This window comes from Paraburkholderia silviterrae (assembly GCF_004353915.1).
GTDB classification, from domain to species: domain Bacteria; phylum Pseudomonadota; class Gammaproteobacteria; order Burkholderiales; family Burkholderiaceae; genus Paraburkholderia; species Paraburkholderia silviterrae.
This window is the reverse complement of the sequence record NZ_SMRP01000022.1, coordinates 72687-97232: the sequence shown is the minus strand read 5'-3', so window position 1 is coordinate 97232 and position 24546 is coordinate 72687. Positions and strand designations below refer to the sequence as shown.

Below are 24546 nucleotides of genomic sequence, written 5' to 3'. Positions count from 1 at the left end.
GCGTGCTCAGAACCTACTCCGGGCCGTGCTCAGGGCCGCAGCCAGCCGAGGCGGATAGGGGCCGAGAGCAGCGCGCGATAAAGCGCGACAGCGAACCGTGTGAGCGCCGCGCCGCACGCCATCCAGACCGGCGCCGCCACTGCGTAGACGAGGCACGAGACCACGACTGCGCCGATCATGTCGAACGGATAGTGCACGCCCACGAAGATCCGGGACCACGCGACCGCGACGCCCACGGCAAGCGCAAACAAGCCGGTCCGCACCCTCCCGCCCATCAGCAGCGTCAGCACGAACGTCGAAAACACGGTCCCGTGATCGCTCGGAAACGACGGGTCGCTCGCATGCGCGAGGAACGTGTGCCCAAGCCCGATCACGAATGGGCGCGGATGCGGATAGACGTAGCCGATCGCCTGGTTGACGCCCAGCGCCAGCAGCGTGACCGCGCACGCGCGAATGGCGGTGGCGCGCTGCCGGGCATCCCCGGAAAGCCACATCAGCACCAGCGTGAGCGGCACCAGCAAGATCAGGTAGTTCGCGATGAAGAGCGCCGTGTCGATGAGCCAGGGCGGTGTGGCGGGCGTTGCGTTGATCGAGAGAAAGAGCGAACGGTTCAATGCTTCGAGTGTTTCCATTGCAAAGTCGGATAAGTCCAGTCGGATAAATCAAGTTGAAGTACAGCCGCTCGCCCCGGCGCCTGGGCGCGCGAGCGGCTCCCGTGCCGGAAAGCGCACGCGGACCGTCAAGCCGCGCCCGTCGGGCCCGGTGTCGAGCGTGACGCTCGCCTGATGCTGCTCGGCGATGCGCCGCACGATCGACAGCCCCAGTCCGCTGCCTGAAGCAGCGTGGCCGCTGCCGCGATAGAAGCGCTCCCACACGCGTGCGCGATCGGCCTCGGGAATTCCCGGGCCATTGTCGCTGACTTCGAGCACCGCGCACGATCCCTCTTGCCGCACGACGACGTCGACGCGTGTGTGCGCGCCGGCATAGCGAATCGCGTTGTCGACCAGGTTGTTGAGCAGAACACGCAGGTTCTCGCCGTAACCGCCAACGCTCACCGCAGGCTTGCCCGCCAGCCCGAGGTCGATCTGGCTCGCCTCGGCAAGGCGAACGCGATCGGCAACAACGGAGCGCGCAAGCGCGCTTAGGTCCACCTCCTGCCTCGCTTCACGGCCGGTATCCGGATCGAGCCGGGCCAGCGTCAGCAACTGGGCGACCAGATGCGCGAGCCGCTGCGTGCCCGAGCGGATCTGCATGACGATCTCGTCGTGCTCCTGCGCGCTCTCCGCCTTCGGCAATAGTTCGGCCTGCAAACCAAGCCCCATGATCGGCGTGCGCAATTCATGCGCGGCGTCCGCAATGAAATGCTTCTGCAGCGTAAAGGCGTGATCGAGCCGCACCAGCAGGTCGTTGAGGGCATCGACGAGCGGCTTGACTTCGTTGGGCATCCGGGACGTCTCGATCGTCTGCATGTTGTTCGCATCGCGGCGCTTCAGTCCCGAGGCGACCTGGCGCAGCGGCCTCAAGCCGTAGCCGATCCCGAACCACAGCAACAGCGCAACCACCGGCACGAGCGAGAGCACCGGCCAGAACAAATGCATGGAGACCTCGGCCAGCGCTTCCCAGCGCGCGTAGCGCGCCTGGGCGACGCGCACCAGCGTGGCGCCGCTCGTGCTCGCGTACGTGTGCCAGACCTGGCCGCCGACGTTGACATCGGCGTAGCCCGGGCCCTGCGGCGGCGGCAACGCCGCGTCCGGGTCGCTGCTGAACACGAGCTTGCGGTTCTCCCACACCTGCAGCAGCACGCCGTGCGATTTCCGGCCGGAGAGCCGGCCCTTGGCGTCCGTGCCCGTGAGCGAGAGCCGGCCGTCGGCATCCACCACGACATGCCGCGCAATCGTCTTCATCTGGTCGTTGAGGATCTCGTCGATCTCGGCAAGCGTTCCCCACCAGGTCGCCGCGCTCGCCAGCACGCCGGCGAGCAGCGTGGCCGGCAGCAGCCACAGCAGCAGGCGGCGGCGCAGCGACGACATGAACCAGCGCGCGGAGCGCGAGCGCAACGTACTCATTCGATGGTTCCGATCCCGTAGCCCACGCCGCGCACGTTGCGGATAGCCTCGGCGCCCAACTTGCGGCGCAGGTTGTAGACGTGCACCTGGATGGCGTTGCTCTCGATTTCCTCGTTCCAGCCATAGAGGCGCTCTTCGAGCTGCTCGCGCGTCACGATGGCGCCCGGGTCGCGCATCAACTCCTCGAGCAGCGCGAATTCGCGTGCCGTGATGGGGATCTCCGTGTCGCGCACCCAGCAGCGATGCCGGGCCGGATCCAGCCGCAACGCGCCCGCCGTCAGCATGGCCTGGGCACGCCCCGCCTGGCGGCGGCTCATGACGCGAATGCGCGCGAGCAGCTCCTCGAGTGCGAAGGGCTTGACGAGATAGTCGTCGGCGCCGCCGTCCAGACCGGCGACCCGGTCCGGCACGCTGTCGCGCGCGGTGATGACGATCACGGGCGTGGCATCGTCGCGCCGGCGCAATGCGGCAAGCAGCGTCATGCCGTCCTGGTTCGGCAAGCCCAGATCGAGCAGCACGAGCCCGTAGGCCGTGGTGCGCAGCGCCAGCGCGCCGGCGTTGCCGTCCTGCGCCCAGTCCACGGCAAAGCCTTCCCGGCGCAAGCCGAGCCTCAGCCCATTGCCGATCAGCGGATCGTCCTCAACCAGCAGTATTCGCATCCCGTTGTCATCTCCTGTTCCGGCCGGTTCCCCGACAAGGCCGCACGAGCTTACCTTCGCGCAGGTTAACAGAGCATTAACGCGACGGCCCGCGTTGCCACCCCGGCTTCACGCAGGCTTCAGCCTCGGGTCCGTAGACTGCTTCCTGTCGCGGCCACCGGGCCGCACAATTGCACAAGGAGAACTCATGAAAAAGCTCATTATCGCCTGCCTGGTCGCCACCTTCGCCGCCGCTGCGCATGCCGACTACGCGGGCCCGGGCGCGCAACCCGCGGCCACGACGGTCCAGCAGTTGACCAATGCGGGCAAGGACGATCAGCGCGTCGTGCTGCGCGGCCATGTGTTGAAGGCGATGGGCGACGAAAAATACACGTTCAGCGACGGCACCGGCGAGATCGCGGTCAAGATCGACCCTAAGCGCTGGCCGGCGGGACAACAGGTGAGCGAGACGACTACGGTCGAGCTGACGGGCAAATACGACAAGGAATTGTTCGGCAAGCCCAAGGTCAAGGTCCACGAGGTCCGGGTCGTGCAGTGACGGGGCGTGGCGCGCCGTATGCGTGTTGAGGCACGCGTGCGCTTCGAGGCGTTTTCAGAGGGCGCCGCCATGGCGCATTTCATCAGGATTGCAGATTGATCGGGATGAAACGCGCGATGGCCCGTCGTGCCCGGGCGCACTGGCGTCAGCGTCTCTCTGCGATGGGTCAGGCTGGGGCCACGCCCCTGCCTTGAACAACGGGATATGCACGGCAAAGGTGTGCGAAGCCGCGCGCCTTCAATGGCAAGCGGCTTCGGCCGTGCATCGTGGTTAGACCTCGTGGCCGACGGCCAGGTGCTCACCGTGCTTGCTGTGCACATGCTCGGCGTGCTTGCTGGGATGCGATAGCGCGTGCATGCTCGCGCGATCGCTGGCGCGCTCATGGCCCTTGTCACGGTCCGCCGACACGTGGCTATTCGTGTTGGTCATGCCCTTGCCGCTCATATGGCCAGCCGACATGCCGCCCGCGTGGCCGTCACCCATGCCACCACCCACGCCGCCATTGCCGCCGCCCATTCCACCACCCGCACCGCCATTACCTCCACCTCCACCTCCACCGCCGCCGCCATTACCTCCACCGGCGCCGTGCGCGAACGCCGGTGCGCTGGCACAAGCCACCAGAAAGGCGGACACCGCAACGATCGATCGTATTTTTGCCATCGTCTTCTCCAAGAGTACCTGTTCGATGGCTGGATTGTATGAGCGCCGTTATCGCCCGGATGCGTCAGATATGTAATCGTCTGTAAAACCTGTTTCGGGCCGGGTAGCGTGCCTGCGCAAGCCCCGCGTGATCAGCTTTGCCGCGCGCGTGCACGGGCCCGCTGTCCGCGTTGTCCGCCGTCTTGTTCGCCGTCTTGTCCGCCGTGTTGCCCGCCGTCTTGTCCGCGATGCGCGCCGGTCGCGTCGAGCAAATGGCGCCGGCCCTCATCGAGTATTTCATCGGCCAGTGCCGGGGCCACGTCCACAACGGCGCGTGACAGCACCAGCGTTCCCACCAACTGGCTGAGCAGCGCGATCGCTTCCGCGCGGCTGCCTTCGCCGCGCGCTGCCGCGTGGGTCGCTGCCGCTTGGGTCGCTGCCGGCCTCCCCGGCTGGCTTCCTCCACGCTCTTCGATCACCGCGGCGATCCGTTCGAGATAGATCGCGAGCCCCTGCGCGTAGGCGGCCCGAGCCTCGTCGTCCAGCCGGCGGGCGTCGCCCGCGAAACCGGACAAAGGGCAACCCGCTTCGATATCCCTGCGATGCTCGGGAGACAGGTACGTGCGGATGTGCTGCTCGATCGCGTCGGCGCCGGCCTGCCTCGCGTGATCGATGACACCGGCAATCGTCTCGCCGCCCTCTTCCAGCGCCTTGTCCATCACCGCGGCCACCAGCGCGTCCTTCGATTTGAAGTGGTTGTAGAAACCGCCCTGCGTAAAGCCCGCTGCCTTCATCAGCTCGGCGAGCCCGACCGCATCAACGCCGCGCTCGCGAAACAGTTTTTCTGCGGCCGCCACAATCGCGCGCCGGTTCTCCGCTGCCTGTTCCCTCGAAACACCCATATCGCCCTCTTTTCGGCCTGCCTCGGCCCAATCGAATTCATCGAAAAATACAATGGTGATCACCATTGACATCGCCGGAGCGCACGACCACAATCCACTGCATTGACGATGTCGATCACCATTGTCTTGAGTATAGCCTGCTTTTGCCCGGACGGTCAGGCAAAGCAGGTCCGGTCACCATCGGACGCGCATGCGCGCCCCTGCAGGAACCTTTCAAGAGAGATTGAAAATGACGAAAACCACGCCTGAACAGAACAAGGCCCTCGTGCTGGAAGCCTTCGACACCTTGTTCAACAAGCGCGACTACGACGCCGCGCAGCGCTTCTGGTCCGAGCGCTACATTCAGCACAGCGCGCATATCGCACCGGGACGCGACGGCCTGTTCGATCTGGTCCGCACGCTGCCCGCCACCTTGCGCTACGAGAACCAGTTGATCCTGGCCGAGGGCGATTACGTGATCGCCCATGGCCGCTTCTCCGGGCACGGCAGGCCGGCGGCGTGGATCGCCGCCGACGTCGTGCGCTTCGAAGACGGCAAGCTCGCCGAGCATTGGGACGTGCTCCAGGACGAGGCGACGCAAGCCGAATCGGCGAGCGGTCTGCCGATGTTCGGCGACCGGTTCCCCGGCGAGCGCACTGCCGCCTGATTCAATCCGCTGCATCGATACCATTTATTCAGGAGTACGATCATGAAACTCACCGGCAACACGATCTTCATCACGGGCGGCACCTCGGGCATCGGCCGCGCACTCGCAGAAGCGCTCCACCAGCGCGGCAACAAGGTCATTATCAGCGGGCGCCGGCGCAGCCATCTCGACGAGGTGGTCGCGGCCAATCCCGGCATGGCCGCCGTCGAGCTCGACATCACCGACCCGGCCAGCATCTCGCGGGTGGCGGCGCGGCTGATCGCTGAATACCCCGATCTGAACGTGCTCATCAATAACGCGGGCGTCATGCAGCCTGACGACGCGGGCGGCCACATCGACGACGCACTGCTGGTCTCCACCATCGACACCAATCTGATTGGGCCGATCCGCATGACGTCGGCGCTGATCGAGCATCTGAAGACGCGCAACGACGCCGTCGTGGCCTATACGAGCTCGGTGCTGGCATTCGTTCCGCTGGCTCTGACGGCCGTGTATTCGTCGACCAAGGCGGCGGTGCATTCGTACGTGCTCTCGCAGCGCTTCATGCTGCGCGACACGAGCGTGCGCGTGCTGGAGATCGCACCGCCCTGGGTCCGCACGGACCTCATGAACAGCCGCGAGGCCGAGCAGGCGATGCCGCTCGATGCGTTCATCGAAGAAACGATGGCGGTGCTCGGCACCGATGTGGACGAGGTGCTGGTCGAAGGAGCGAAGCCGTTCCGCGCGAATCCGGGGCCGGGCGAGCATGGCTTCGTCAATAGCTTCAACACGGAGGCCATGGAAATCTTCGGCCGGTGATCCGGCCGTAGAATCTTTCGGCCAGAAAAGAGTATTGACATAAATTAAAACACCCCGCGTTTTCATCACGCGGCTGATAGCTCACATCGGTCCCGGTTCGTAGACTACGGCCCCCGCACATGCATCCGGCTGTGCGGCCCGTCAGACGAACGACTCGTGACCGATTCTCCCCTCTCCCATCGCCTTGCCAGCCTCGCGCTGTTGGGCCTGCTGCTCGTGTCCGCCGCGCGAGCGGCGCAGCCAGATCCCGCTGCCGCTACCGCGTCGCCAGTCGTCGCCTCGGGAGCGGCCGTCCCAGCCCGCCCGCTCCCGGTTTCCACGGCCACGCAGCTTGCGGACACCCGAGCGCCATCCGCCTCCGCAGCGCATCGGCCGCGCATCTGCGTTGCGTTGTCGGGAGGCGGCGCGCGCGGCTATGCGCATATCGGCGTACTCAGGGAGCTGGAAAGGCTGCATGTGCCCGTGGACTGCATCGCGGGCACCAGCATGGGCGCCGTGATCGGCGGACTCTACGCGAGCGGCATGTCCGCCGACCAGATCGAGCACGCGCTGTCCGCGAACAACCTGAACGACGTCGCATTCGATCGCGATCCCCGCGAGGACTGGCCACAGTCCGTGCGCGACGACAACCTCGCGTATCCCGTCGGCATGCCGGTGGGCTTCGGCAACGGCCAGTTGAAGATGCCGAACGGCTTCGTCCAGGGCAACAAGCTCACCGCACTCTTGCGGGCCAATACGGGCCAGATACCCAGCGACGTGGACTTCGACCGCCTGCCGATTCCGTATCGCGCCGTGGCGACCGATCTCGAAACCGGCGACCGGGTCGTGCTGAGCCACGGATCGCTGCCGCAGGCCATCCGCGCGAGCATGGCGGTGCCGGGGCTCTTCGCGCCCGTGAAGATCGATGGCCGCACCCTGATCGACGGCGGCGCGGTGTCGAATCTGCCGATCGACATTGCGCGGCAGATGGGCGCCGACATTGTGATTGCGGTCGATATCGGCACGCCGCTGAACCGCGCCGACCAGATCACGTCGATGGCGGGCGTCACTTCGCAGATGATGCGTCTGATGATGAACCGCAACGTGCTCGAACAGAAAGCGACGCTGCGCCCAACCGACGTGCTGCTCGAACCGGATCTCGGCGACCTGTCGTTCAGCGACTTTGGCGCGATGGATCAAGGCGTTGCCGCCGGCACGGCGTCCGCGCAGGCGCACAGCCAGCAGCTTGCCGCACTGTCGATCGCCGGCACACAGTACGCGGCGTATCGCGCCGGCCTCTCCCACGAGACCTTCCTGCCCCCCGGCACGCGCATCGACCGCATCGAAATCGCCACGCACGGCAACGTGCCGGCAAGCCGCGTGCGAGCGGCCCTGCATGCCCAACCCGGCGACGTATACGATCCCGCGGCCATCGATCACAGCCTGGGCATTCTGGTCAGCGCCGACGACTTCGAAAGCGTCTCGCACTCGTTTACCGGGCCGCCCGGCGACCGTGTGCTGAGCGTCGATGCCAGCGCGAAAAGCTGGGGGCCGAATCTGCTGCTGTTCGGCCTCGCCCTCTCGACCAACTTCGATGGCGACGGCGCCTTCGCGCTGCAAATCGGCCATCGCCTGCCCTGGATCACGGAGAGCGGGCTGTCCTGGCGCAACGACATCGTGCTCGGCAGCCGCGATCTCGGCTGGCGCACGGAGCTGCGCCAGCCGGTCTTCGGCGACGTCTACGTGGCCCCTTACGCGGGCATCCGGCGCAACGACATCAACCTCTACAGCGACGACGTCACCAATAGCGAGCCCATTGCCAAGTATGTGCAGCAGGACGTGCGGGCGGGCATCGATATCGGCGTGCCGCTCGGCAACTGGGGGGAGGTGCGGGCCGGCGTCGCACAGGTGTGGACGTCCTACAAGGCGCGCTCGTCGATTCTCGCCATGACCGATAACGGCAACGGCGACTGGTCATTCGGGACCACTCAAGTCACGCCCGAGTCGACCAGCCAGGCCGTCGGCAACGTCGGCATCAAGATCGATCAGCTCGACGACCCACTGTTCCCCCGCCACGGCTTCTATCTCGACAGCAACGTCCAGGTGAGCCTGACCCAGAGCGACGGCAGCTACAACCTGGCGCACGCCCGCGGCCTGTGGGCGGCGAGCCATGGCATCTTCAGCGTCAACGCCGCAATCGAGGTGGGCGGAAAGTTCGGCGCCGACCGCGGAGCGCCCACGTACGTCTTCAATCTCGGCGGCTTCCAGCGGCTCTCGGCCTACGCGCAGGACCAGTTCAGCGGCGACTACATCCTCTACGGGCGCACCACCGGCTTCGCGCAGCTCTCGAAAGCCGACACCGGACCGCTGCGCGGCGTGTTCGCCGGCGCGAGCCTCGAAGCCGGCAACGTCTGGACCTGGTCGCGGCAATTCGCGCGCGGCCCGTGGCTCACCAGCGCGAGCGTCTTTGTCGGCTCCACAACCATGATCGGCCCCGTGTATCTGGGCTTCGCCATGGCGCCGCGCGGCATCTACAACGTCTACTTCCAGCTCGGCAACCGGTTCTGAGCCGCCAGCAATCACCGGTAGTCACCGGTAGTCACCGTTAATCACCGGTAGTCGAGCGTGCACCGGCCGGCTGCGAAAACGCCGGCCGGCACGCGGCCAGGTTATGGAGACCCGCCCGCGAATCTCACCTCGGCAGCCACTCGGGGGCACAGGCGCCCAGCGGCAGCAGGGGGTAGCGGTAGCGCCCCGGCGTGCGCGACATGTACACCTGCTCGGCCACGCCACGATAGAGACCCATAGGCGTTTGCTCGATCATGGGATCGGGATCGACATAGGCATGCTCGTCGTTCGAACCGGCCACGCGTCTCGCATACCCCTGGTCGAAAATGCCCATCGACATCAGCCACGCGACGGCCCGCGACAGCGAGACCGACACCTTGTAGCTACCGCCTTCGGTAGCGCGACGCTTGAGCGCCTGCACGATGCCCACCATCCCTAGCCACGCCACCACGTAGTCGCTGATGATCGAAATCTGTGGTGTAGTGTGCGGCGTGCGGGTGGGCGTATCGGTGCCGCCGAGGCTTTCGAGCCAGTACGGTCCGGCGTAAGCGCCGGTCGACACGTCGAAGCCCGCGCGCCCGGACCAGGGGCCTTCAGAGCCGCTGAAATAGACGGACGCACTGATCAGCCCCGGATGCTTGCGGCAGATGTCGTCCGGCGAAAGACCGTAGCGCTCGAGAAATCCCGCACGCCGGTTCGCGAAGAAAATATCGGCGCCGTCGAGCAATTCGTCGAAAGTCTTGCGCGCGGTCGGCGCATCGAGATTCATGCGCGCCGAGCGCATGCCGACGTTAGACGTGAAGTGAAACAGGCTGTGCTCGTAATCGGACTGCCGCCAGATGTTCAGCACGTCCGCGCCGTGCAACGCCAGCGCGCGCCCCATGCCCGCGCCCGCAATGACGTGTCCGAGGCCAAGCGCGCGAATGCCCGAGAGAACGTCGCCGCCTTGCTGGAAAGGGATGGGGTCGCCGTCCGCCACCTTTTCGACCGAGATCAGTGGCTGGTTCTTCAGCACGTCCTGGAACACGTCCAGTTTGAGAAATTCCTCCGGAGACCGAACCATGTAAAGCGGAATGGCGATCTTCGCGGCGGCGGCTTCCAGCGCAACGGCGTCCCATTGGGCGACGGCTCTCGCCACCTGTTCTTTGCCCGGCGCGCATTGGAGCAATTGCAGCGCCGCATTGCGCAGCTTTGGGTAGTTGCAGGTGAAAAAGACCCACCTTCCATCCCTGCATTGATGGAAGTCCGCCATCACGCCGGACTCGGCTTCCGAACCCATATTGCCGGGCAGGCCGTTGACGAGTTCGAGCGTTCCCTCATGGAATGTCGCGAACCGGCGCAGCGCCTTGCGAACGTCGACATGGATATTCTGGCTCTGCCCCGTCTTCATGCGCCAGACGCTCGCCATCTGAGCGGCTTTCGCGGCAAGACCGATCGCCGAAAACGTGCCATAGCGCAATACGCTCGGAATGATCGGATCCTTTCCGTAGAAACTGAGTTCGCCGCCAAATTCCGTGAGCGAAGCCCCCACCGAATTCAGAACAGCCTCGGTTTCCGCATGAATGTCGAACGCGTCGCTGGTTGTCCGGCAGTCCAGATGCTGGCGAATCCGGGCTTCGAGATTGAATGTGTCGTTCTGCATATTGAATTGTCCTGTTCTGTTCAAGACCGGGCTCGTTCCCGCAAACGAACGAGCGGCGCCTCGCAAAGCGCGATGCCGGTCAGCTTGCCGCACTGACCACCTACCCTCTTCTTGCTGCCGGTGACAACGTCGACCGCAACGAGGTTTCCGCCCAGGTCCGACACATAGGCGAGGTTGCGCGCCGGATCGAGGGCGAGGCCGATCGCTTCGGCGAAGCCGGTGCAGATCACCCTGTGCCCCTCTAGACCCGTCTCCGTGATAGCTGCGCAGTTCAGCGAATTGCCATCGGGCTCGGCGCCCCGGTCTGTCCAGTACAGGAGGTCCTTGGCAGCGTCGATTTCGAGGTCGATGGGCTCCGGCAAATCCCCCAGCAGCAATTCGATATCCGTGCGACTGGCGGCTGTCTCGCCGGAAAGCATCGCGAGCGGCGCCCTGAAGATCCTTCCCTTGCCGCCTTTTGCCGGTCCTTTCTGCGTCCAGATAAAAGCATGCCGGCGATGATCGACGGCGATGCCGACGCACGCGTTCAACACGTCGTCCTTGCCTCCGGGCGCCGATGAACGGTCGACCAGCTTCGTGAGGTTTTTGCCATCGGCGTCAGAACGCCAGATCGCGGCGCCTTCTCGATCGCACCAGTAAAGGCGCTTTTCATGACGATCCAGATAGATTTGCTTTGGTGTGCGTATCGCCCCATTTCCAACCAGTACACGCCGGCCGGTGCCGTCGAGACGAGCGACCTCAACGGTGCCGTCGTCCAGATGGAAGTCCTTGCCCATGTTGGTCCAATAGACAAGGTTTTGCGCAAGGTCGACCTGAATGCCGTCCGGTGTCCCCCCCAGATCGTCCAGCACGATGTGCGCATCGCCGCTATCAGCGTCGATCGAGACGATCGAAGGGTGATCGATGCGCAGCGCGAGTATCGCGCGCGCGGATGTTGAATCAGCTTTCATAGAGAGCTCGCGAGAGTGGCAATAGATGTCTGGCGTGGTTTTTTACTGCGGCAAATCGCGGACACTATTGAGTACGGCGATCTCCTTCGTGTCGCGCGCCGCGGCCAGTTGCGCAATCGAACGGTTTCCATAACCGCTTTGAATCTGCTCGATGATGAGCCGCTTCGTGGGCTCGTCGAAATGGACCGACGAGGCCAGTTGCTCGCGCCAGCGGGTTTCCATGCCCGGCGCGAGATGGTCGAGGAAATGAGCGAACCCGCCGTCGCCCCCGCCGAGATGGAACGAGAGGAATGGGCCATTGGTCGCCCAGCGAATACCGAGGGAATGCGTCACGACACTGTCGAGATCGGCCACCGTGATCACGCCTTGACTGACGAGATACACGCACTCCCGAAAGATGGCCGATTGCAGACGGTTAGCAACGAACCCGTCGATTTCCTTGCGGATCTCGAGTGCGCACTTGCCCAGCGCCCGATAAAAGGCAAGCGACGCGTCGATCAAAGCGCGGCTCGTGCCGGGACCCGGAACGACTTCCACCAGAGGAAGCAAATGCGGCGGATTGAAGGGATGGCCGATCACCAGCCTGCCAGGCGCACGCATTTTCTCCGACTGAACCGAAGCCGGAATACCGGAACTGGACGAGAAGAACAGACAGGTGGCCGGCGCTGCCTTTTCGATCTGAGCCCAGACGGACGTCTTGAAGTCCACCCGTTCAGGACCGTTTTCCTGTATGAAGTCGGCGTCCTGCACGGCCTTTTCGATGTCTGGCTCGAATGAGAGGTTGCTGCTCGCACCCTCCATACCGAAACCGAGCGAGCGCAACGCGGGTGTCGCCTGAGCCACATAGTCCCGAACCTTCTGCCCGATATTCGGCTGCGGGTCGCTGACCACCACCTGCATGCCGTTGGCAAGAAAGAGCGCCGTCCATGACGCACCAATGACGCCGCCGCCAATGACGGCAACCTTGCGTTGAGCCAGGGGGCGATCCTTATCGTTCAAAGACGTATTCATTCCGGTTCCTTAAATAAAATGAAAAAACAACCCGTACGCTTTCGCCGCAAAGCATCCTTTACCCATCCGGCCTGTGAAGAACGTATGCTCGACGACTTCTTCCACCTCTCAATTAATCAGCATGACTTATCATATTGCCGATACTCGATACCTCAAGAATCTCGGTGTCGTTGATCAGCTTCTTGATCGCAGCGACCTTGCGGCCCTCCAGTTTCATGCTGCCGTCTGCGCCGATTTGCGCAATACCCAGCAAGGGGCCGAGCGAACATACCGTTCCGCGAGACTTGAACGTGAAGTCGGTCATGGGTTTGCCGGCAATCTGGGCTTTCAGATTCAGCGCCGCATGCGTCGCTTGGGCCACGGAGATCTGTGCCGTGGTCGGATACACATGCCCGCTTCCCGGATCGGCAACGGCGCTAACGTCACCGATGAAGAAGACCTCCGGGTGGCCCTTGAGTGACAGGGAGGGTTCCACGGCGACGCGGTTGCGTTTCTGCGCGAAACCCGAATTCGCGACGACGTGACTGCCGCGCACGCCCGTAGTCCAGATAATGGTGTGCGCGGGAAATACTCGCTCGCCGCTCCTGACGCCAGTCGCGGTGACTTCGTCGATTGCCGACGAGGTTTGGAAGGACACCCCGCGATCGGCAAGGTGTGCAATCGCGTAACGACTCAGCTCGGCGTCGAACATCGGCAAGATCGCCGGCATGGCGTCGAGGCAGGTGATCCGGATCTTGTCGGCAGGCAGCTTGTGCTGGGCGACCCACTCCGGCATCCGATAAACCAGCTCGCCGACCAATTCGATGCCGGTGATGCCGGCGCCGCATACGACGATGCTCAGGTCGTTTTCATCGCGGCTATCGTTGAAACGCGCGAGGCGCTGCTCCAAATGCGTTCGAATCGCAAACGCGTCAGCCAGATTCGCAAGCGGCAATGCATATTGCGCAGCGCCTTTGATTCCGAAATCTTCAGATTCAAACCCCAAGGCAACGATGAGATAATCGTACGCAATGGGGATATTCTCGTCTTCGAGGTACACGCATTGGGTTTCGACATCGATTTTATTGACCGTTCCGCTTCTAAAATCAACACCTTCGGGAATGGAAGACTCTAGATCGAAGATAATGTCGGCAGGCGCTTTCGTTCCAGCCGCGACCGTGTGCAGTTCTGTTGCCTCGTAGTGGTACAGGTCGCGGTTGATCAATGTAATCTGGAGGCCGGCTTCCTTGTGCAACTCCTTCATTGCGCGCAGCCCCGCATAGCCCGCGCCTAGAATAACGATCTTCCGCATATTATGCTCACGCTCCGTAACTATGCTCGATTTGCCCAGCATAATTCGAAAGCGCGAATTCACCTTGATGCGGATATCGTTAATTGAGAATCAGCATCTATCTCAGTACAAGCATTGACAAACGTCATGCGCAGATCATTTACCTCAACAAATCAGACTTTCCAAAACGTAATCCTTAGCCCACGACTGAAATCAATTCGTAATTTATTATCGAGCGCGTTCGCTGCGCGCCGGAATGCGAATTTTTCGCCATCGATTGCGCTTGCCGCCGAATACGTATCGTTTTCTCGCCGCTATTGCGGCGCCTGCAAGCCAAGACGCCACGCCAGATTCCCGCGCGCGCGCTGCTCGCAGCGCGCGTAAAAATAATCGGTCAGATAGATGCGCGGCCGCGCGAGCAGGCCGCCCAGGAAGCGCCGTTCCTGCTGCCCGTATGCGAGATCGTCGAGATCCGGGCGCTCGGCACGCAAGCGTATGCCGTTCTCGCGAAACCGGCTGCGCGGCGCGCCCAGCGCTGCGAGGTCGATATCGCACGCGAAGCGATCGTCGAGTTCGTCCGGCACGCCGGTATGGCGGGTCGTGAGGATCATCGCGCCGATACGCTCGCGCGTCGCGATCCCATCGCCGGCCCAGTGCCGGAACCAGTCCGCGCTGCGTTGCTCGTTGTCCCGCGCGCCCGGCACATAAATGACGTCGTGGCACCACAGCGCAAGCTCCACGACATCGGGATGCGGAATCGCGCTGCGTGCCAGATCGAAATCGCGCAGGCAGCGAAGTACGTGACGCAAGGTGTGATAGTGGCGTACCGGCTCGCCATAGCATTGCGCAAGATCGGCATAGACCGCCTCCGCGCGCACGCCCCCGTTGCGCGCCCACAGCGAGACGAAGCGTGCTTGCGTCCGGTTCATCCCTGCTCCTTTCCTGCGCGGCCCGGCCACCAAGCCCAGCGCCGCCGTCCCGATGCTCAGAGAAACTCCCTGCGGATGTCGATGCTCGAACGCTGGCCGATATTCGCGTAGTGCTGCAGCAGCCACGCATCGGCTTCGCGCCGCCCGTTATCGCGCAGTTCGCAAAGGAAGCCCCATTCGGCGTTGTACTTGCTCGACACGCTGAGCGCGCACATCGCGGCATCCGACCGGATCGAGTGAATCAGCATCTCCTTCATCTCGTTGCGGTCGACCTTGCCTTGCTGGATCAGCTCGGTGACGAACGCGATCGCGCGCATTTCGCGCATCAGCGAGGAATTGAAACTGATCTCGCTGATGCGGTTGAGGATCTCGGCGGCCGTGACCGGCACGCCGCGGCGCACGAGCGGATTGATATGGACGATGATCACATCGCGCGCCGTGCCATGGTAGATCAGCGGATAGATGGCCGGATTGCCCATGTAGCCGCCGTCCCAGTAGTGCTCGCCGTCGATCGTGACGGCCTGGAACAGCGTCGGCACGCACGCGGACGCCAGCACGGCATCCGCGCAGACATCCTCGCCCGTGAAAAGCCGGATCTTGCCGGTCTCCACGTTGGTCGCGCACAGGTACAGCGGGATCGGACAGGCCTTGCGCAGCGCAGCAAAGTCGACCTGGCTTTCGAGCACTTCACGCAAGGGATTGAGGTTGTGCGGATTGAACTGGTACGGCGAGAACACGCGCAGCATCATGTCCGCGAACGCATAAATCGGCGAATGGTCGAGTCCGAAGCTGTGCGTGCCTTTGAGCCACGGCACCCAGCGCAGCGGGTTATAGCGCTCGGCCGACTGCGAGATCGCACGCCAGAAGTCGTGCAGCGCTTGCCGTGCGCCTTCCTCGCCACCCTTGAGCAGACCGTAAGCGAGCACGGCGCCGTTCATGGCCCCGGCGCTGGTCGCGCTCACGCCTTCGATCGAGAGCCTGCCGTCTTCGAGCAGCCGGTCGAGCACGCCCCACGTGAACGCGCCGTGCATCCCGCCGCCCTGCAAAGCCAGCGCGATCGGCTTGGGCGCCGCCTGCTCGCGGCTTCTTGTTTGCTTCGTCGCCATATGCCATCTCCTCGGCCCGTGCGGATCGGCGTACTACAACGCGTCGAGCAGCGCCCTCGCCTCGCCTGGCGGACTGAAAAGCGGCGGCCGCCAGCGTCTCGGTGAGCGAAGCCCTGCGCCATTATGCGCTGCATTTCGCTATCTGCCGAAGACTCGAACGGCGCTTTCGCTCACCCGGCCGCGGGCCGTTGCGTCGCGGGCCTGGGCGTCCCGGCCCCACTCAAGCGTGGCCAATTGGGGTGGACCGGCCCATCCGTGGCGCGCCACGCGTAAAGGCGCAAGAGTTCGCGGTATCCGCCGCGAATCACGAAATGCCCGCTTTTGACCGCATAGGCGTCGCGGCGCAGCCGGTACGCGCCGGGCAGGCAATACCAGGCGAGCGAGGGCAAGTCGTGGTGCACCAGGTGATAGTTGTTGTTGAGGAACAAGAGCCGCATGACGAAGCCCGCCTCGTTGATGACGATGCGCGCCTTCGGATCGGGCGCCGCGCGATGCTCGTAGAGCGAGCGGATGGTCGCGAGCGAAAGCGCGGGCCAGGTCACGGCGAGCAGGTAGTACCACCACGGCACGCCGGCCCACAGGTCCAGCGCCGCCAGCAATGCGGCGACGCACAACAGATGCGCCGCCCACATCGGCGCGTAGCGGCGGTCGCGCTCGCGCAGCGCACGCCATGCCTCTGCCAGCACGGCGGCGGCGCTCATGGGCGGCCCCACCACCATCCTGCCGACGAAGCGCTTGCGCGCGTGCCACAAGGCGCGGCGCCATGCCGGCCAACTGCGCCAGCGCTCGGCGGGCACATAGTTGCTCTCGGGGTCGAGGCCGGGCAGCGTGAGCGCCTCGTCGCGATGGTGTTCGAGATGAGTGTCGCGATAGAGCGTGCAGGGGAACCAGATGGCGAGCGGTGGGTAGCCGAGCAATTTGTTCAGGGCTGCGAATCGAGTGGGATGTCCATGCAGCAGCTCGTGCTGCATGGACATGTGCCAGGCGCATAGGACGACGGGGAGCGGCGTGGCGGCGCCCAGCGAGAGCGCGTGGGCGCGCACGAGCAGCACGGTGGCGACCCAGCCGCCATACACGGCAGCGATGAGGAGCCACGTCGGCCATTCGGTGCGAGCCGTCAGGCTCGCTTCGAGCGCGGCTACGTCCCGCGCATGCTCCGCGTCGATATATTCAGCCATGGTTTGCCTGATTCGCTTGATTCAAGTTGCCGGCACAGCGGCCCGCAATTGCCTACACTTGCACGATGAGCCAATGGATCACCGCCCTGCCGATGTACAACGTGACGCCGCACCACGGTGCGCTCTGGCGCGCCCTGCTGGAAGACGCCCTCGATGCCTTTGCGCAGGCGGGAGGCCCGCGTGACGTGGCCGTGCTCGACAACCCCGGCGACGACTTGCTCGCGCTCTGGCGCCGCCCCGATCTGCTGCTCTCGCAGACCTGCGGCTTCCCGTATCGCATGCTCGGCCTCACAGACGCCGTGCAACTGCTCGCGACGCCGGCCTTCGACGCCGAAGGCTGCGAGGGCGCGCATTACCGCAGCACGCTCGTCGTCTCGGCGCGCGCCTGGGCGCAAGGCGCCGTCACGCTCGCCGCCTGCTGCGGCTTGCGCGCCGCCTGCAACGGCCACGATTCGCACAGCGGCATGAATGCGCTGCGCCACGCCGTGGCGCCTTACGCGCGAGAAGGCCGCTTCTTCTCCTCGGTCGCGTGGGTCGGCTCGCATCTGAACGCCTTGCGCGCGCTCGGCGCGGGCGTTGCCGATGTGGCCGCGATCGACTGCGTGACGCTCGCCTATATACGCGACGCCCTGCCCGAGCTGCTGCACGACGTGCGCACGATCGGCGCAACGGCGTCCGCGCCCGGCCTGCCCTTCGTCACTTCGCATGCGCTGCCTGCCGAGGACGCCGCGCGCCTGCGCGACGCGCTCGACCTTGCCTGCGCCGCCGATGCGCCGCGCGCGAAGGCGCTGCGCCTGCGCGGCTTCGTGCGCCTTTCGAGCACCGATTACGCCGCCATCGAGCAATGCGCCGACGAAGCCCGCGCGCTCGGCTATCCGGAGCTCGCGTGAGCGCGACGCAGCATGCAATCTAACAACGAACGCCACACCGGCCAAACGAGCGTTTGAGACATCGATATTCCCCGGCGTGGCAAGCCAGCGCGCGAGCGAAGGCTGAATGTGTCGAAATGAGCGAATTCCATGCGATTTCCGCGTTTTCCAGTCGCTCAAAACAGCATCGGGGAATATCCGTAAAGACAAGGCGCCACTGAGGCAGTGCACTATGCAAAGGGAATGCGCGCATTCGGCATTGCATGGGAGCGAGAGACGGCATGGTGGATACAGAGAAAAGAGCACACGCGCAGGGCGACCCGATGAAGCTGGTCACGCCCAAGGGCGCGCGCGTGGATAGCGTGCGTTACCCGGATATCGCAGACCTGATGTCACGGCTGCGCTTTTCGCCCGGTGACGGACGCATCTGGCTCGACGACCAGCGCATGGTGCTGCTGCACACGGAGTCGATCGGCACGCTCCGGCGTGAGCTGATTGAAAGCCTCGGCATCGACACCGCACGGGGCCTGCTCACGCGCATGGGCTACAACTCGGGTGCGCGCGACGCGGAACTCGCGCGACGCGTGCGTCCCGACAACAACATCATGGACATGTTCTCCGTGGGCCCGCAGTTGCACATGCTCGAGGGGCTCACGGCGGTCGAGCCCGTGCACGTCGAAATCGACGTGGAAAAAGGCGTGTATCACGGCGAGTTCATCTGGAAGAACTGCTCCGAGGACGAAGAGCACGTGCGTATTTACGGCATCGGCGTGGAGCCGGTCTGCTGGACGCAGATCGGCTACGCATGCGGTTACACGAGCGTCTTCATGGGGCGGCCGATTCTCTACCGCGAGATCGAATGCCGGGGCCTCGGGCAGCCGCACTGCCGCATCATCGGCAAGCCAATCGAGGAATGGGGCGAGGAAGCCGCCAACGACCTGCGCTTCCTGCAGGCGCAGTCGTTCACCCAGGGGCTTTGCGCCGGGAGCGCACCGCGCGGCGGCGTGGCCGATCTCGGCCAGCGTCCGACGCCCACGGCGTTCGGCGACAGCAACATGGTGGGCGCGTCGCCTGGCTTCAACGCGGTCTGCCACATGATCCGCCGCGTGGCCGACACCAAGGCCACGGTGCTTTTTCTCGGCGAGAGCGGCGTAGGCAAGGAAGTGTGCGCACGCACACTGCACCGGATCAGCCGCCGCAATGACGGGCCTTTCGTGGCCGTGAACTGTGCGGCGATTCCCGAGGCGCTGGTCGAGTCCGAACTGTTCGGCGTGGAGAAAGGCGGCTTCACGGACGCCACGCAGAGCCGCCCCGGCCGCTTCGAGCGAGCGCATGGCGGCACGCTCTTTCTCGACGAAGTCGGCATTCTCAGCCCAACCGCCCAGGGCAAGCTGCTGCGCGCGCTGCAGGAAGGCGAGATCGAGCGCGTGGGCGACACGCAAACGCGCCGTGTCGACGTGCGCGTGGTCGCCGCGACCAATCTCGATCTCAAGGACGAAATCCGCGCGGGACGCTTTCGCGAGGATCTCTATTTCCGTCTGAATGTCTTTCCGATCCGCGTGCCTTCGTTGCGCGAGCGGCGCGAGGATCTGCCCGTCCTTCTCAATCACATGCTGCACAAGTACCGCGAATTGCACGGACGCCCCGTCACGGGCTTCACGAGCCGCGCGATCGATGCGCTGTTGAACTACGGCTGGCCGGGCAATATTCGCGAGATGGAGAACATTGTCGAGCGCGGCGTGATCCTCGCGCCCGAAGGCGGCGCGATCGACATCGGCCATCTGTTCATCAGCGGGGAAACCATCGAGGCCTCGCTGTTCGGCCTCGATACGAGCGGTGCGCTCTCGCCTTCCGGCTCGCTGCTCGCCCAAATGGAAAGCCAGGCGGGCACCGAGGTGGACCGCGTGAGCCGCAAAGTGAACAGCCTGCTCATGGGGCTAGGCGGCGACGCGGAGCCGACTTCGCTCGACGACATCGAGTCCGCGCTGCTCAAGAGCGCCGTTCGCCAGGCCGACGGCAATCTCTCCGCGGCGGCACGCACCCTGGGGATCACGCGTGCCCAGCTCGTGTATCGGTTGAAGAGCCGCGGCCTGCGGGTTTGAGGGCGGCTGTGTACGTTGGTATGCGGTGGTATGCGGCGGCGTGCGGTGGAACCCGGCGGCGCCGGGATCAGGCCGCCTCGCCAAAAATCCGCACGACGGGGCTCACGTCGCTCGGCGGGAAGATGTACCACGCGCCGTCGTCATGGCGAAAGAAGAAGAGACCCACCTCGCTCGCCATGCCGAGGGCCCGGATATAGACGCAGCGCCGCTTACCCTTGTGCACATGCTCGCGCCCTTGCGCGTATCGCGTCACCTCGACCAACGTGTCCGCCCGCAGTGCGAGCCATTTGTCTGCCATGGCCCGCAGCGACTGCCTTGTCCCGTCCATCATCGTCTCCTTCGCGCCTGCCCCAGTGCCCTTGATGTTTTGCACCGAACCTCGCCGGCATGCTCTATAACGCAATCGCCATGCCAAACCTCACCTGGCAGCCGCGCCAATCGGCAATCGCCGGGTGAACCACGCCGTGCGGCCCGCCCGACAAGGCGCCGCGCACGCGCGCCTTAACGTCGGACGAAAGCCACTGGCGCCACACCGCTGGCGTAATTGCTCAAATGAGCAACATCCCGCCTCGGCGGTGCGTCGCAAATGGATCAATTCGTCACGCGCGGTGGCATCTGCACGTGCGGCTTCGGGCTCGCGCGTGCGGGTTACTCCCGATGCTCGTTTGAGCGACCGAATTCCGGTCCGCATCCGCCGGTTTCGATCACTTCAGCGAATCGCAAATCGTGCTTCGCTCACACGTCGCATTGGCGTTCGCGCGCCTGCTCACGCCAGAGCCTTGAAGCAAAAGCGATTTTCAGGAATCGCACGACGCTTCACCGCGCTCGCGCAGCGCGCTGGCCCGCTCATTGCGTATAGAGAGCCACACGCGGCCCACCAGACGAAAACATCGAGCGGCGCCGCGCACACCACCAAGGAGACAAGCCGTGAGCGAATCGCAAGCACCACTTGGGCGGCCGTTCGACGTCTCGCAGCGCTACGTGCGCATGCGGGAGCATCGCGCGGACGGCTTCGTGGAGTTCGATTTTTCGATTGGCGACCCGCGCATTTGCGTGGAGCTCGTCATGCGTGAAGCCGACTATCGCGCTTTCTGCCGCACGCACGAAGTCGAGCATCTGAGAGGCGAAGACGGCGCCGCGCTCGACGCGGAAGAACTCAAGTGGCGCTACGGACTGCCTGGTATTGCTCAATGAGCGTGCTGGCCGGGCGCTGAGCCCAGTACCCAACTACAAGGAGGAGCACACGATGCAAATCGATATCAAAACCTCGGCGGTGCAGCCGATACGCCAGACGTTCTCGCACGTCGCACGGCGCCTGGGCGCCGACAAGCCTGCGTCGCGCTATCAGGAGGCCACGCTGGATCTGCAGCCCGAAACCAACTTCCACTATCGCCCGCTCTGGCAGCCCGAGCTCGAGCTCTACGACACGCGCCGCACGGCTATCCGCATGAGCGACTGGTACGCGTTCAAGGACCCGCGCCAGTACTACTACGGCGCCTACACGATCGCGCGCTCGCGCCAGCAGGAGATGATGGAAAAGAACATCGAGTTCGTCACGCGGCGCGCACTGCTGAGCGGCTTGTCTGATGCACAGAAGCAGGCGATTGCCGCGCTGATGGTGCCGCTGCGCCACGTCGAATGGGCCGCGAACACGAACAACTGCTACGTCACGGCCTACGGCTGGGGCACGGCCATCACCCAGGCCACCATGTATCACAGCATGGACCGCCTCGGTCTCGCGCAGTACCTCTCGCGCATTGGCCTGCTGCTCGACGGCAACCAGGGCACTTCGCTGGAGCAAGGCAAGGCGCGCTGGCTCGACGATCCGGTATGGCAGCCGCTGCGCCGGCTCGTGGAGGACCTGATGGTCGTGCAGGACTGGTTCGAGACCTTCGTTGCGCAAAACGCCGTGCTCGACGGCCTGCTCTATCCGCTCGTCTACCGTCACGCGGACGCGCATCTCTCGGCACAATGCGGCGCGGGCCTCGGCATGCTCAACGAGTTCGCCATCGGCTGGTTCGACGAAACGAGCCGCTGGGTGGACGCCACGCTCAAGACCGCCGCTTCGGAATCGCCCGAGAATGCTGCCCGCCTTGCGCAATGGATTGCGCGCTGGCGCGAGCGCGCGCTCGAAGCGTTGCGGCCGATTGCGCGCGCGGCCCTGAACAATACGCAGGACAACGCGCTGGGCGATACCCAGGGCGATAGTGCCCTCGCCGAAGTCGATGCCGCTTTCGCGGCCCGCATGACGAAGCTTGGCATCGATGTGTCCGCACAGGCCGCAACGGCCCGCGCAGAATCGCTCGCCACGGAGGCCGGCCATGTCTGACACCGTCTTCATCGCCTTCCAGACCAACGACGATTCGCGCCCGATCATCGAGGCCATCGCCGAAGACAACCCGCATGCCGTCGTGAATGCCATGCCCGCCATGGTGAAGATCGACGCGCAGGGGCTGCTCGTGATCCGGCGCGAGTCCATCGAGGCGCGCATCGGCCGCGCGTTCGACCTGCGCGAGCTGCAACTGAACCTGATCTCGCTCTCCGGCAACATCGACGAAACCGACGACGAATTCATCCTCGCGTGGAATAACTGAGAGAAGGAAAGAGGAGCACGAACATGACCAATGCATCCAATACCGTAAGCATGCCTAAAAAGCTCAGCATCAAGGAAAACTACGCGCTGCTCACGCGCGGCCTCGCCTGGGAAACCACGTATCAGCCCATGGACGCGATCTTCCCCTACGACCGCTTCGAAGGCATCAAGGTGCACGACTGGGACCGCTGGGAAGATCCGTTCCGCCTCACCATGGACGCCTACTGGAAATATCAGGGCGAAAAGGAGCGCAAACTCTACGCGATCATCGACGCATTCCAGCAGAACAACGGCCAGTTCAACGTCACCGACGCGCGCTATATCAACGCGCTCAAGCTGTTCCTGACGGGCGTGAGCCCGCTCGAATACGCGGCCCACCGCGGCTTCGCGCTCGCGGGCCGCAACTTCCGCGGCGCCGGCGCACGCATTGCCTGCCAGATGCAGGCGATCGACGAGTTGCGCCACGCGCAGACCCAGGTTCACACCATCAGCCAGTACAACAAGTACTTCAACGGCTTTCACGACTTCAAGCACATGCACGACCGCGTGTGGTACCTCTCGGTGCCGAAGTCGTATTTCGAAGACGCCATGAGCGCCGGGCCTTTCGAGTTCGTCACCGCCATCTCGTTCTCTTTCGAATATGTGCTCACCAACCTGCTCTTCATGCCGTTCATGTCGGGGGCGGCGTTCAATGGCGACATGGCGACGGTCACGTTTGGCTTCTCGGCGCAGTCGGACGAATCGCGGCACATGACGCTCGGCCTCGAAGTCGTGAAGTTCCTGCTCGAACAGGACCCCGGCAATGTGCCCATCATCCAGAAGTGGATCGACAAGTGGTTCTGGCGCGGCTATCGCCTGCTCACGCTCGTCGCGATGATGATGGACTACATGCTGCCCAAGCGCATCATGTCCTGGCAGGAGGCGTGGGAGACCTACTTCGAGCAGAACGGCGGCGCGCTCTTTCACGACCTCGAACGCTACGGCATTCGCCTGCCGAAGTATCACGACGTGGCGGCCAAGGAGAAGGACCGCCTCTCGCACCAGGCGTGGGGCATCTTCTACAACTACACGCACGCGGCGGCCATCCATACCTGGATTCCCTCCGACGACGAAATGGACTGGCTCGCGCAAAAGTATCCGCGCACGTTCAACCAGCTTTACCGGCCGCGCTACGAGCACTGGCGCCGCGAGCAACAGGAAGGCAAGCGCTTCTATAACAACTCGCTGCCGATGCTGTGCCAGATCTGCCAGATTCCGATGGCCTTCACCGAGCCCGACGATCCGACCAAGACCTGCTACCGCGAGAGCGACTACCTCGGCAACAAGTTCCACTTCTGCTCGGACGGCTGCAAGGACATCTTCGACAACGAGCCGCAGAAGTACGTGCAGGCATGGCTGCCCGTGCACCAGATCCACCAGGGCAACTGCTTCGAGCCCGACGTGGACCCCACGGCCAGCGACTTCGACCCGATGCGCGAAGTGCTGCGCTACTACCACATCGCGCCGGGCGTGGACGGCCACGAGTTCGACGACTCGCCCGACTGCGCGAACTGGCAGCGCTGGACCGGCAAGCCCGCACACGGCGGCGAGACCGCGGCCGACGAAACCACGCCATCCACACGGGCCGCTTGAAGGCGTTCAAAGCCGCTCAGGGCCATTCAAAGCCGCATCGAGCCGCACGTAAGCGGCGACTATCGAAGGAGACAGATCATGGCCGTAATCGCATTGCACGAAGACTACGCGGGGCCCATGCGCGACCGCGTCGAGAATTTCCACGGCAACCAGCTTCTGTATGTGGGCTGGGACGATCACCTGATGTTCTGCGCGCCGCACTGCATCGCCGTGCAGCCGTCGATGAGCTTCGCCGCGCTCGCGCACGACGTCATTCCCGCGATGTACAGCGCGCATCCCGACTGGCCCTCGGTGCGCGCCGAGTCGATCGAGTGGTATCGCGGCAGCGAGCGCTTCGCGCCTGACTTCGACGCGAGCCTTGCTGAAAACGGGCTCGGCCACAAGGCCGTGCTGCGCCTGCGCACGCCGGGCCTCACGGGCATCGGCGGCTCGTGCAGCTAGCCGCCGGCCCACCAGAAGGAGCTGAGCA

24 protein-coding genes are annotated in these 24546 nt (G+C 64.4%); 11 read left to right on the top strand and 13 right to left on the bottom strand.

Annotation, left to right across the window (positions count from 1 at the left end):
• Window positions 1–29: 29 nt before the first annotated feature.
• The 3 genes from EYW47_RS30880 to EYW47_RS30870 are packed head-to-tail and all read right to left on the bottom strand — an operon-like array spanning window position 30 to window position 2725.
• The gene (locus tag EYW47_RS30880; RefSeq protein WP_133198602.1) at window positions 30–632 is read right to left on the bottom strand and encodes a phosphatase PAP2 family protein; all 603 of its coding nucleotides are present in this window, start codon (window positions 630–632) and stop codon (window positions 30–32) included.
• A gap of 30 nt (window positions 633–662) precedes the next feature.
• Entirely contained in the window at window positions 663–2066 is a 1404-nt protein-coding gene (locus tag EYW47_RS30875) for an ATP-binding protein (RefSeq protein WP_133198601.1), read from the bottom strand.
• Complete coding sequence (locus tag EYW47_RS30870; protein WP_133198600.1) at window positions 2063–2725, bottom strand: response regulator; 663 nt, start codon at window positions 2723–2725, stop codon at window positions 2063–2065. Before EYW47_RS30870 ends, EYW47_RS30875 begins: the two co-directional genes overlap by 4 nt.
• A 187-nt stretch (window positions 2726–2912) precedes the next feature.
• On the opposite strand from EYW47_RS30870, the gene EYW47_RS30865 reads away from it, so the two are divergent.
• Window positions 2913–3263, top strand: a complete 351-nt coding sequence (locus EYW47_RS30865; protein WP_133198599.1) for a YgiW/YdeI family stress tolerance OB fold protein — start codon at window positions 2913–2915, stop codon at window positions 3261–3263.
• A gap of 270 nt (window positions 3264–3533) precedes the next feature.
• Here the strand turns inward: EYW47_RS30865 and EYW47_RS42720 are convergent, their stop codons facing one another.
• Both EYW47_RS42720 and EYW47_RS30855 read right to left on the bottom strand, forming a co-directional pair.
• Complete coding sequence (locus EYW47_RS42720; RefSeq protein WP_377785377.1) at window positions 3534–3779, bottom strand: hypothetical protein; 246 nt, start codon at window positions 3777–3779, stop codon at window positions 3534–3536.
• A gap of 275 nt (window positions 3780–4054) precedes the next feature.
• Complete coding sequence (locus tag EYW47_RS30855) at window positions 4055–4804, bottom strand: TetR/AcrR family transcriptional regulator (RefSeq protein ID WP_133198638.1); 750 nt, start codon at window positions 4802–4804, stop codon at window positions 4055–4057.
• A 229-nt stretch (window positions 4805–5033) separates the two neighbouring features.
• Between EYW47_RS30855 and EYW47_RS30850 the strand changes: the two genes are divergently transcribed.
• From EYW47_RS30850 to EYW47_RS30840, 3 genes are all read left to right on the top strand, one after another.
• Window positions 5034–5450 (top strand): nuclear transport factor 2 family protein, encoded by a 417-nt coding sequence (locus EYW47_RS30850; protein ID WP_133198598.1) that lies wholly within the window; start codon window positions 5034–5036, stop codon window positions 5448–5450.
• A gap of 42 nt (window positions 5451–5492) precedes the next feature.
• Window positions 5493–6248, top strand: coding sequence for an SDR family oxidoreductase (locus EYW47_RS30845; protein ID WP_133198597.1), 756 nt, complete (start codon window positions 5493–5495; stop codon window positions 6246–6248).
• Window positions 6249–6404: 156 nt separating this feature from the next.
• Window positions 6405–8795, top strand: a complete 2391-nt coding sequence (locus tag EYW47_RS30840) for a patatin-like phospholipase family protein (protein ID WP_133198596.1) — start codon at window positions 6405–6407, stop codon at window positions 8793–8795.
• Window positions 8796–8919: 124 nt separating this feature from the next.
• Here EYW47_RS30840 and EYW47_RS30835 read toward each other — a convergent pair whose 3' ends face one another.
• The 7 genes from EYW47_RS30835 to EYW47_RS30805 all read right to left on the bottom strand — a co-directional run bounded on the left by EYW47_RS30835 (window position 8920) and on the right by EYW47_RS30805 (window position 16881).
• Window positions 8920–10437 carry a CoA transferase gene (locus EYW47_RS30835; RefSeq protein WP_133198595.1) on the bottom strand — a complete coding sequence of 506 codons (1518 nt, stop codon included), beginning with the start codon at window positions 10435–10437 and terminating at the stop codon, window positions 8920–8922.
• 20 nt (window positions 10438–10457) lie between these two features.
• Window positions 10458–11387: an NHL repeat-containing protein gene (locus tag EYW47_RS30830; protein WP_133198594.1), complete on the bottom strand. Its 930-nt coding sequence runs from the start codon at window positions 11385–11387 to the stop codon at window positions 10458–10460.
• A gap of 42 nt (window positions 11388–11429) precedes the next feature.
• Window positions 11430–12398 carry a 3-hydroxyacyl-CoA dehydrogenase NAD-binding domain-containing protein gene (locus EYW47_RS30825; RefSeq protein WP_133198593.1) on the bottom strand — a complete coding sequence of 323 codons (969 nt, stop codon included), beginning with the start codon at window positions 12396–12398 and terminating at the stop codon, window positions 11430–11432.
• Between the two features lie 112 nt (window positions 12399–12510).
• On the bottom strand, window positions 12511–13689 hold the full coding sequence (locus EYW47_RS30820; RefSeq protein ID WP_133198592.1) for an NAD(P)/FAD-dependent oxidoreductase: 1179 nt from the start codon (window positions 13687–13689) through the stop codon (window positions 12511–12513).
• 293 nt (window positions 13690–13982) lie between these two features.
• Window positions 13983–14597: an HD domain-containing protein gene (locus tag EYW47_RS30815; RefSeq protein WP_133198591.1), complete on the bottom strand. Its 615-nt coding sequence runs from the start codon at window positions 14595–14597 to the stop codon at window positions 13983–13985.
• A 56-nt stretch (window positions 14598–14653) separates the two neighbouring features.
• Complete coding sequence (locus EYW47_RS30810) at window positions 14654–15703, bottom strand: patatin-like phospholipase family protein (protein ID WP_133198590.1); 1050 nt, start codon at window positions 15701–15703, stop codon at window positions 14654–14656.
• A gap of 170 nt (window positions 15704–15873) precedes the next feature.
• A complete protein-coding gene (locus EYW47_RS30805) occupies window positions 15874–16881 on the bottom strand; it encodes a fatty acid desaturase (RefSeq protein WP_133198589.1) in 1008 nt (335 codons plus the stop codon).
• Between the two features lie 65 nt (window positions 16882–16946).
• Between EYW47_RS30805 and EYW47_RS30800 the strand changes: the two genes are divergently transcribed.
• Both EYW47_RS30800 and EYW47_RS30795 read left to right on the top strand, forming a co-directional pair.
• A complete protein-coding gene (locus EYW47_RS30800) occupies window positions 16947–17771 on the top strand; it encodes a phosphate/phosphite/phosphonate ABC transporter substrate-binding protein (protein ID WP_133198588.1) in 825 nt (274 codons plus the stop codon).
• A 260-nt stretch (window positions 17772–18031) separates the two neighbouring features.
• Window positions 18032–19852: a sigma-54-dependent Fis family transcriptional regulator gene (locus EYW47_RS30795; protein ID WP_240763986.1), complete on the top strand. Its 1821-nt coding sequence runs from the start codon at window positions 18032–18034 to the stop codon at window positions 19850–19852.
• 67 nt (window positions 19853–19919) lie between these two features.
• Here EYW47_RS30795 and EYW47_RS30790 read toward each other — a convergent pair whose 3' ends face one another.
• Window positions 19920–20225: a hypothetical protein gene (locus EYW47_RS30790; protein ID WP_133198587.1), complete on the bottom strand. Its 306-nt coding sequence runs from the start codon at window positions 20223–20225 to the stop codon at window positions 19920–19922.
• A 554-nt stretch (window positions 20226–20779) separates the two neighbouring features.
• On the opposite strand from EYW47_RS30790, the gene EYW47_RS30785 reads away from it, so the two are divergent.
• From EYW47_RS30785 to EYW47_RS30765, 5 genes are all read left to right on the top strand, one after another.
• On the top strand, window positions 20780–21046 hold the full coding sequence (locus EYW47_RS30785) for a phenol hydroxylase subunit (RefSeq protein ID WP_240763985.1): 267 nt from the start codon (window positions 20780–20782) through the stop codon (window positions 21044–21046).
• Between the two features lie 52 nt (window positions 21047–21098).
• Complete coding sequence (locus EYW47_RS30780; RefSeq protein WP_133198586.1) at window positions 21099–22181, top strand: aromatic/alkene monooxygenase hydroxylase subunit beta; 1083 nt, start codon at window positions 21099–21101, stop codon at window positions 22179–22181.
• Entirely contained in the window at window positions 22174–22446 is a 273-nt protein-coding gene (locus tag EYW47_RS30775; protein WP_133198585.1) for an MmoB/DmpM family protein, read from the top strand. The genes EYW47_RS30780 and EYW47_RS30775 overlap by 8 nt, the downstream gene beginning before the upstream one ends.
• A 23-nt stretch (window positions 22447–22469) precedes the next feature.
• Window positions 22470–24077 carry an aromatic/alkene/methane monooxygenase hydroxylase/oxygenase subunit alpha gene (locus EYW47_RS30770; protein WP_133198584.1) on the top strand — a complete coding sequence of 536 codons (1608 nt, stop codon included), beginning with the start codon at window positions 22470–22472 and terminating at the stop codon, window positions 24075–24077.
• Window positions 24078–24155: 78 nt separating this feature from the next.
• Window positions 24156–24518: a phenol hydroxylase subunit P4 gene (locus EYW47_RS30765; protein WP_133198583.1), complete on the top strand. Its 363-nt coding sequence runs from the start codon at window positions 24156–24158 to the stop codon at window positions 24516–24518.
• The last annotated feature ends 28 nt before the right edge of the window (window positions 24519–24546 follow it).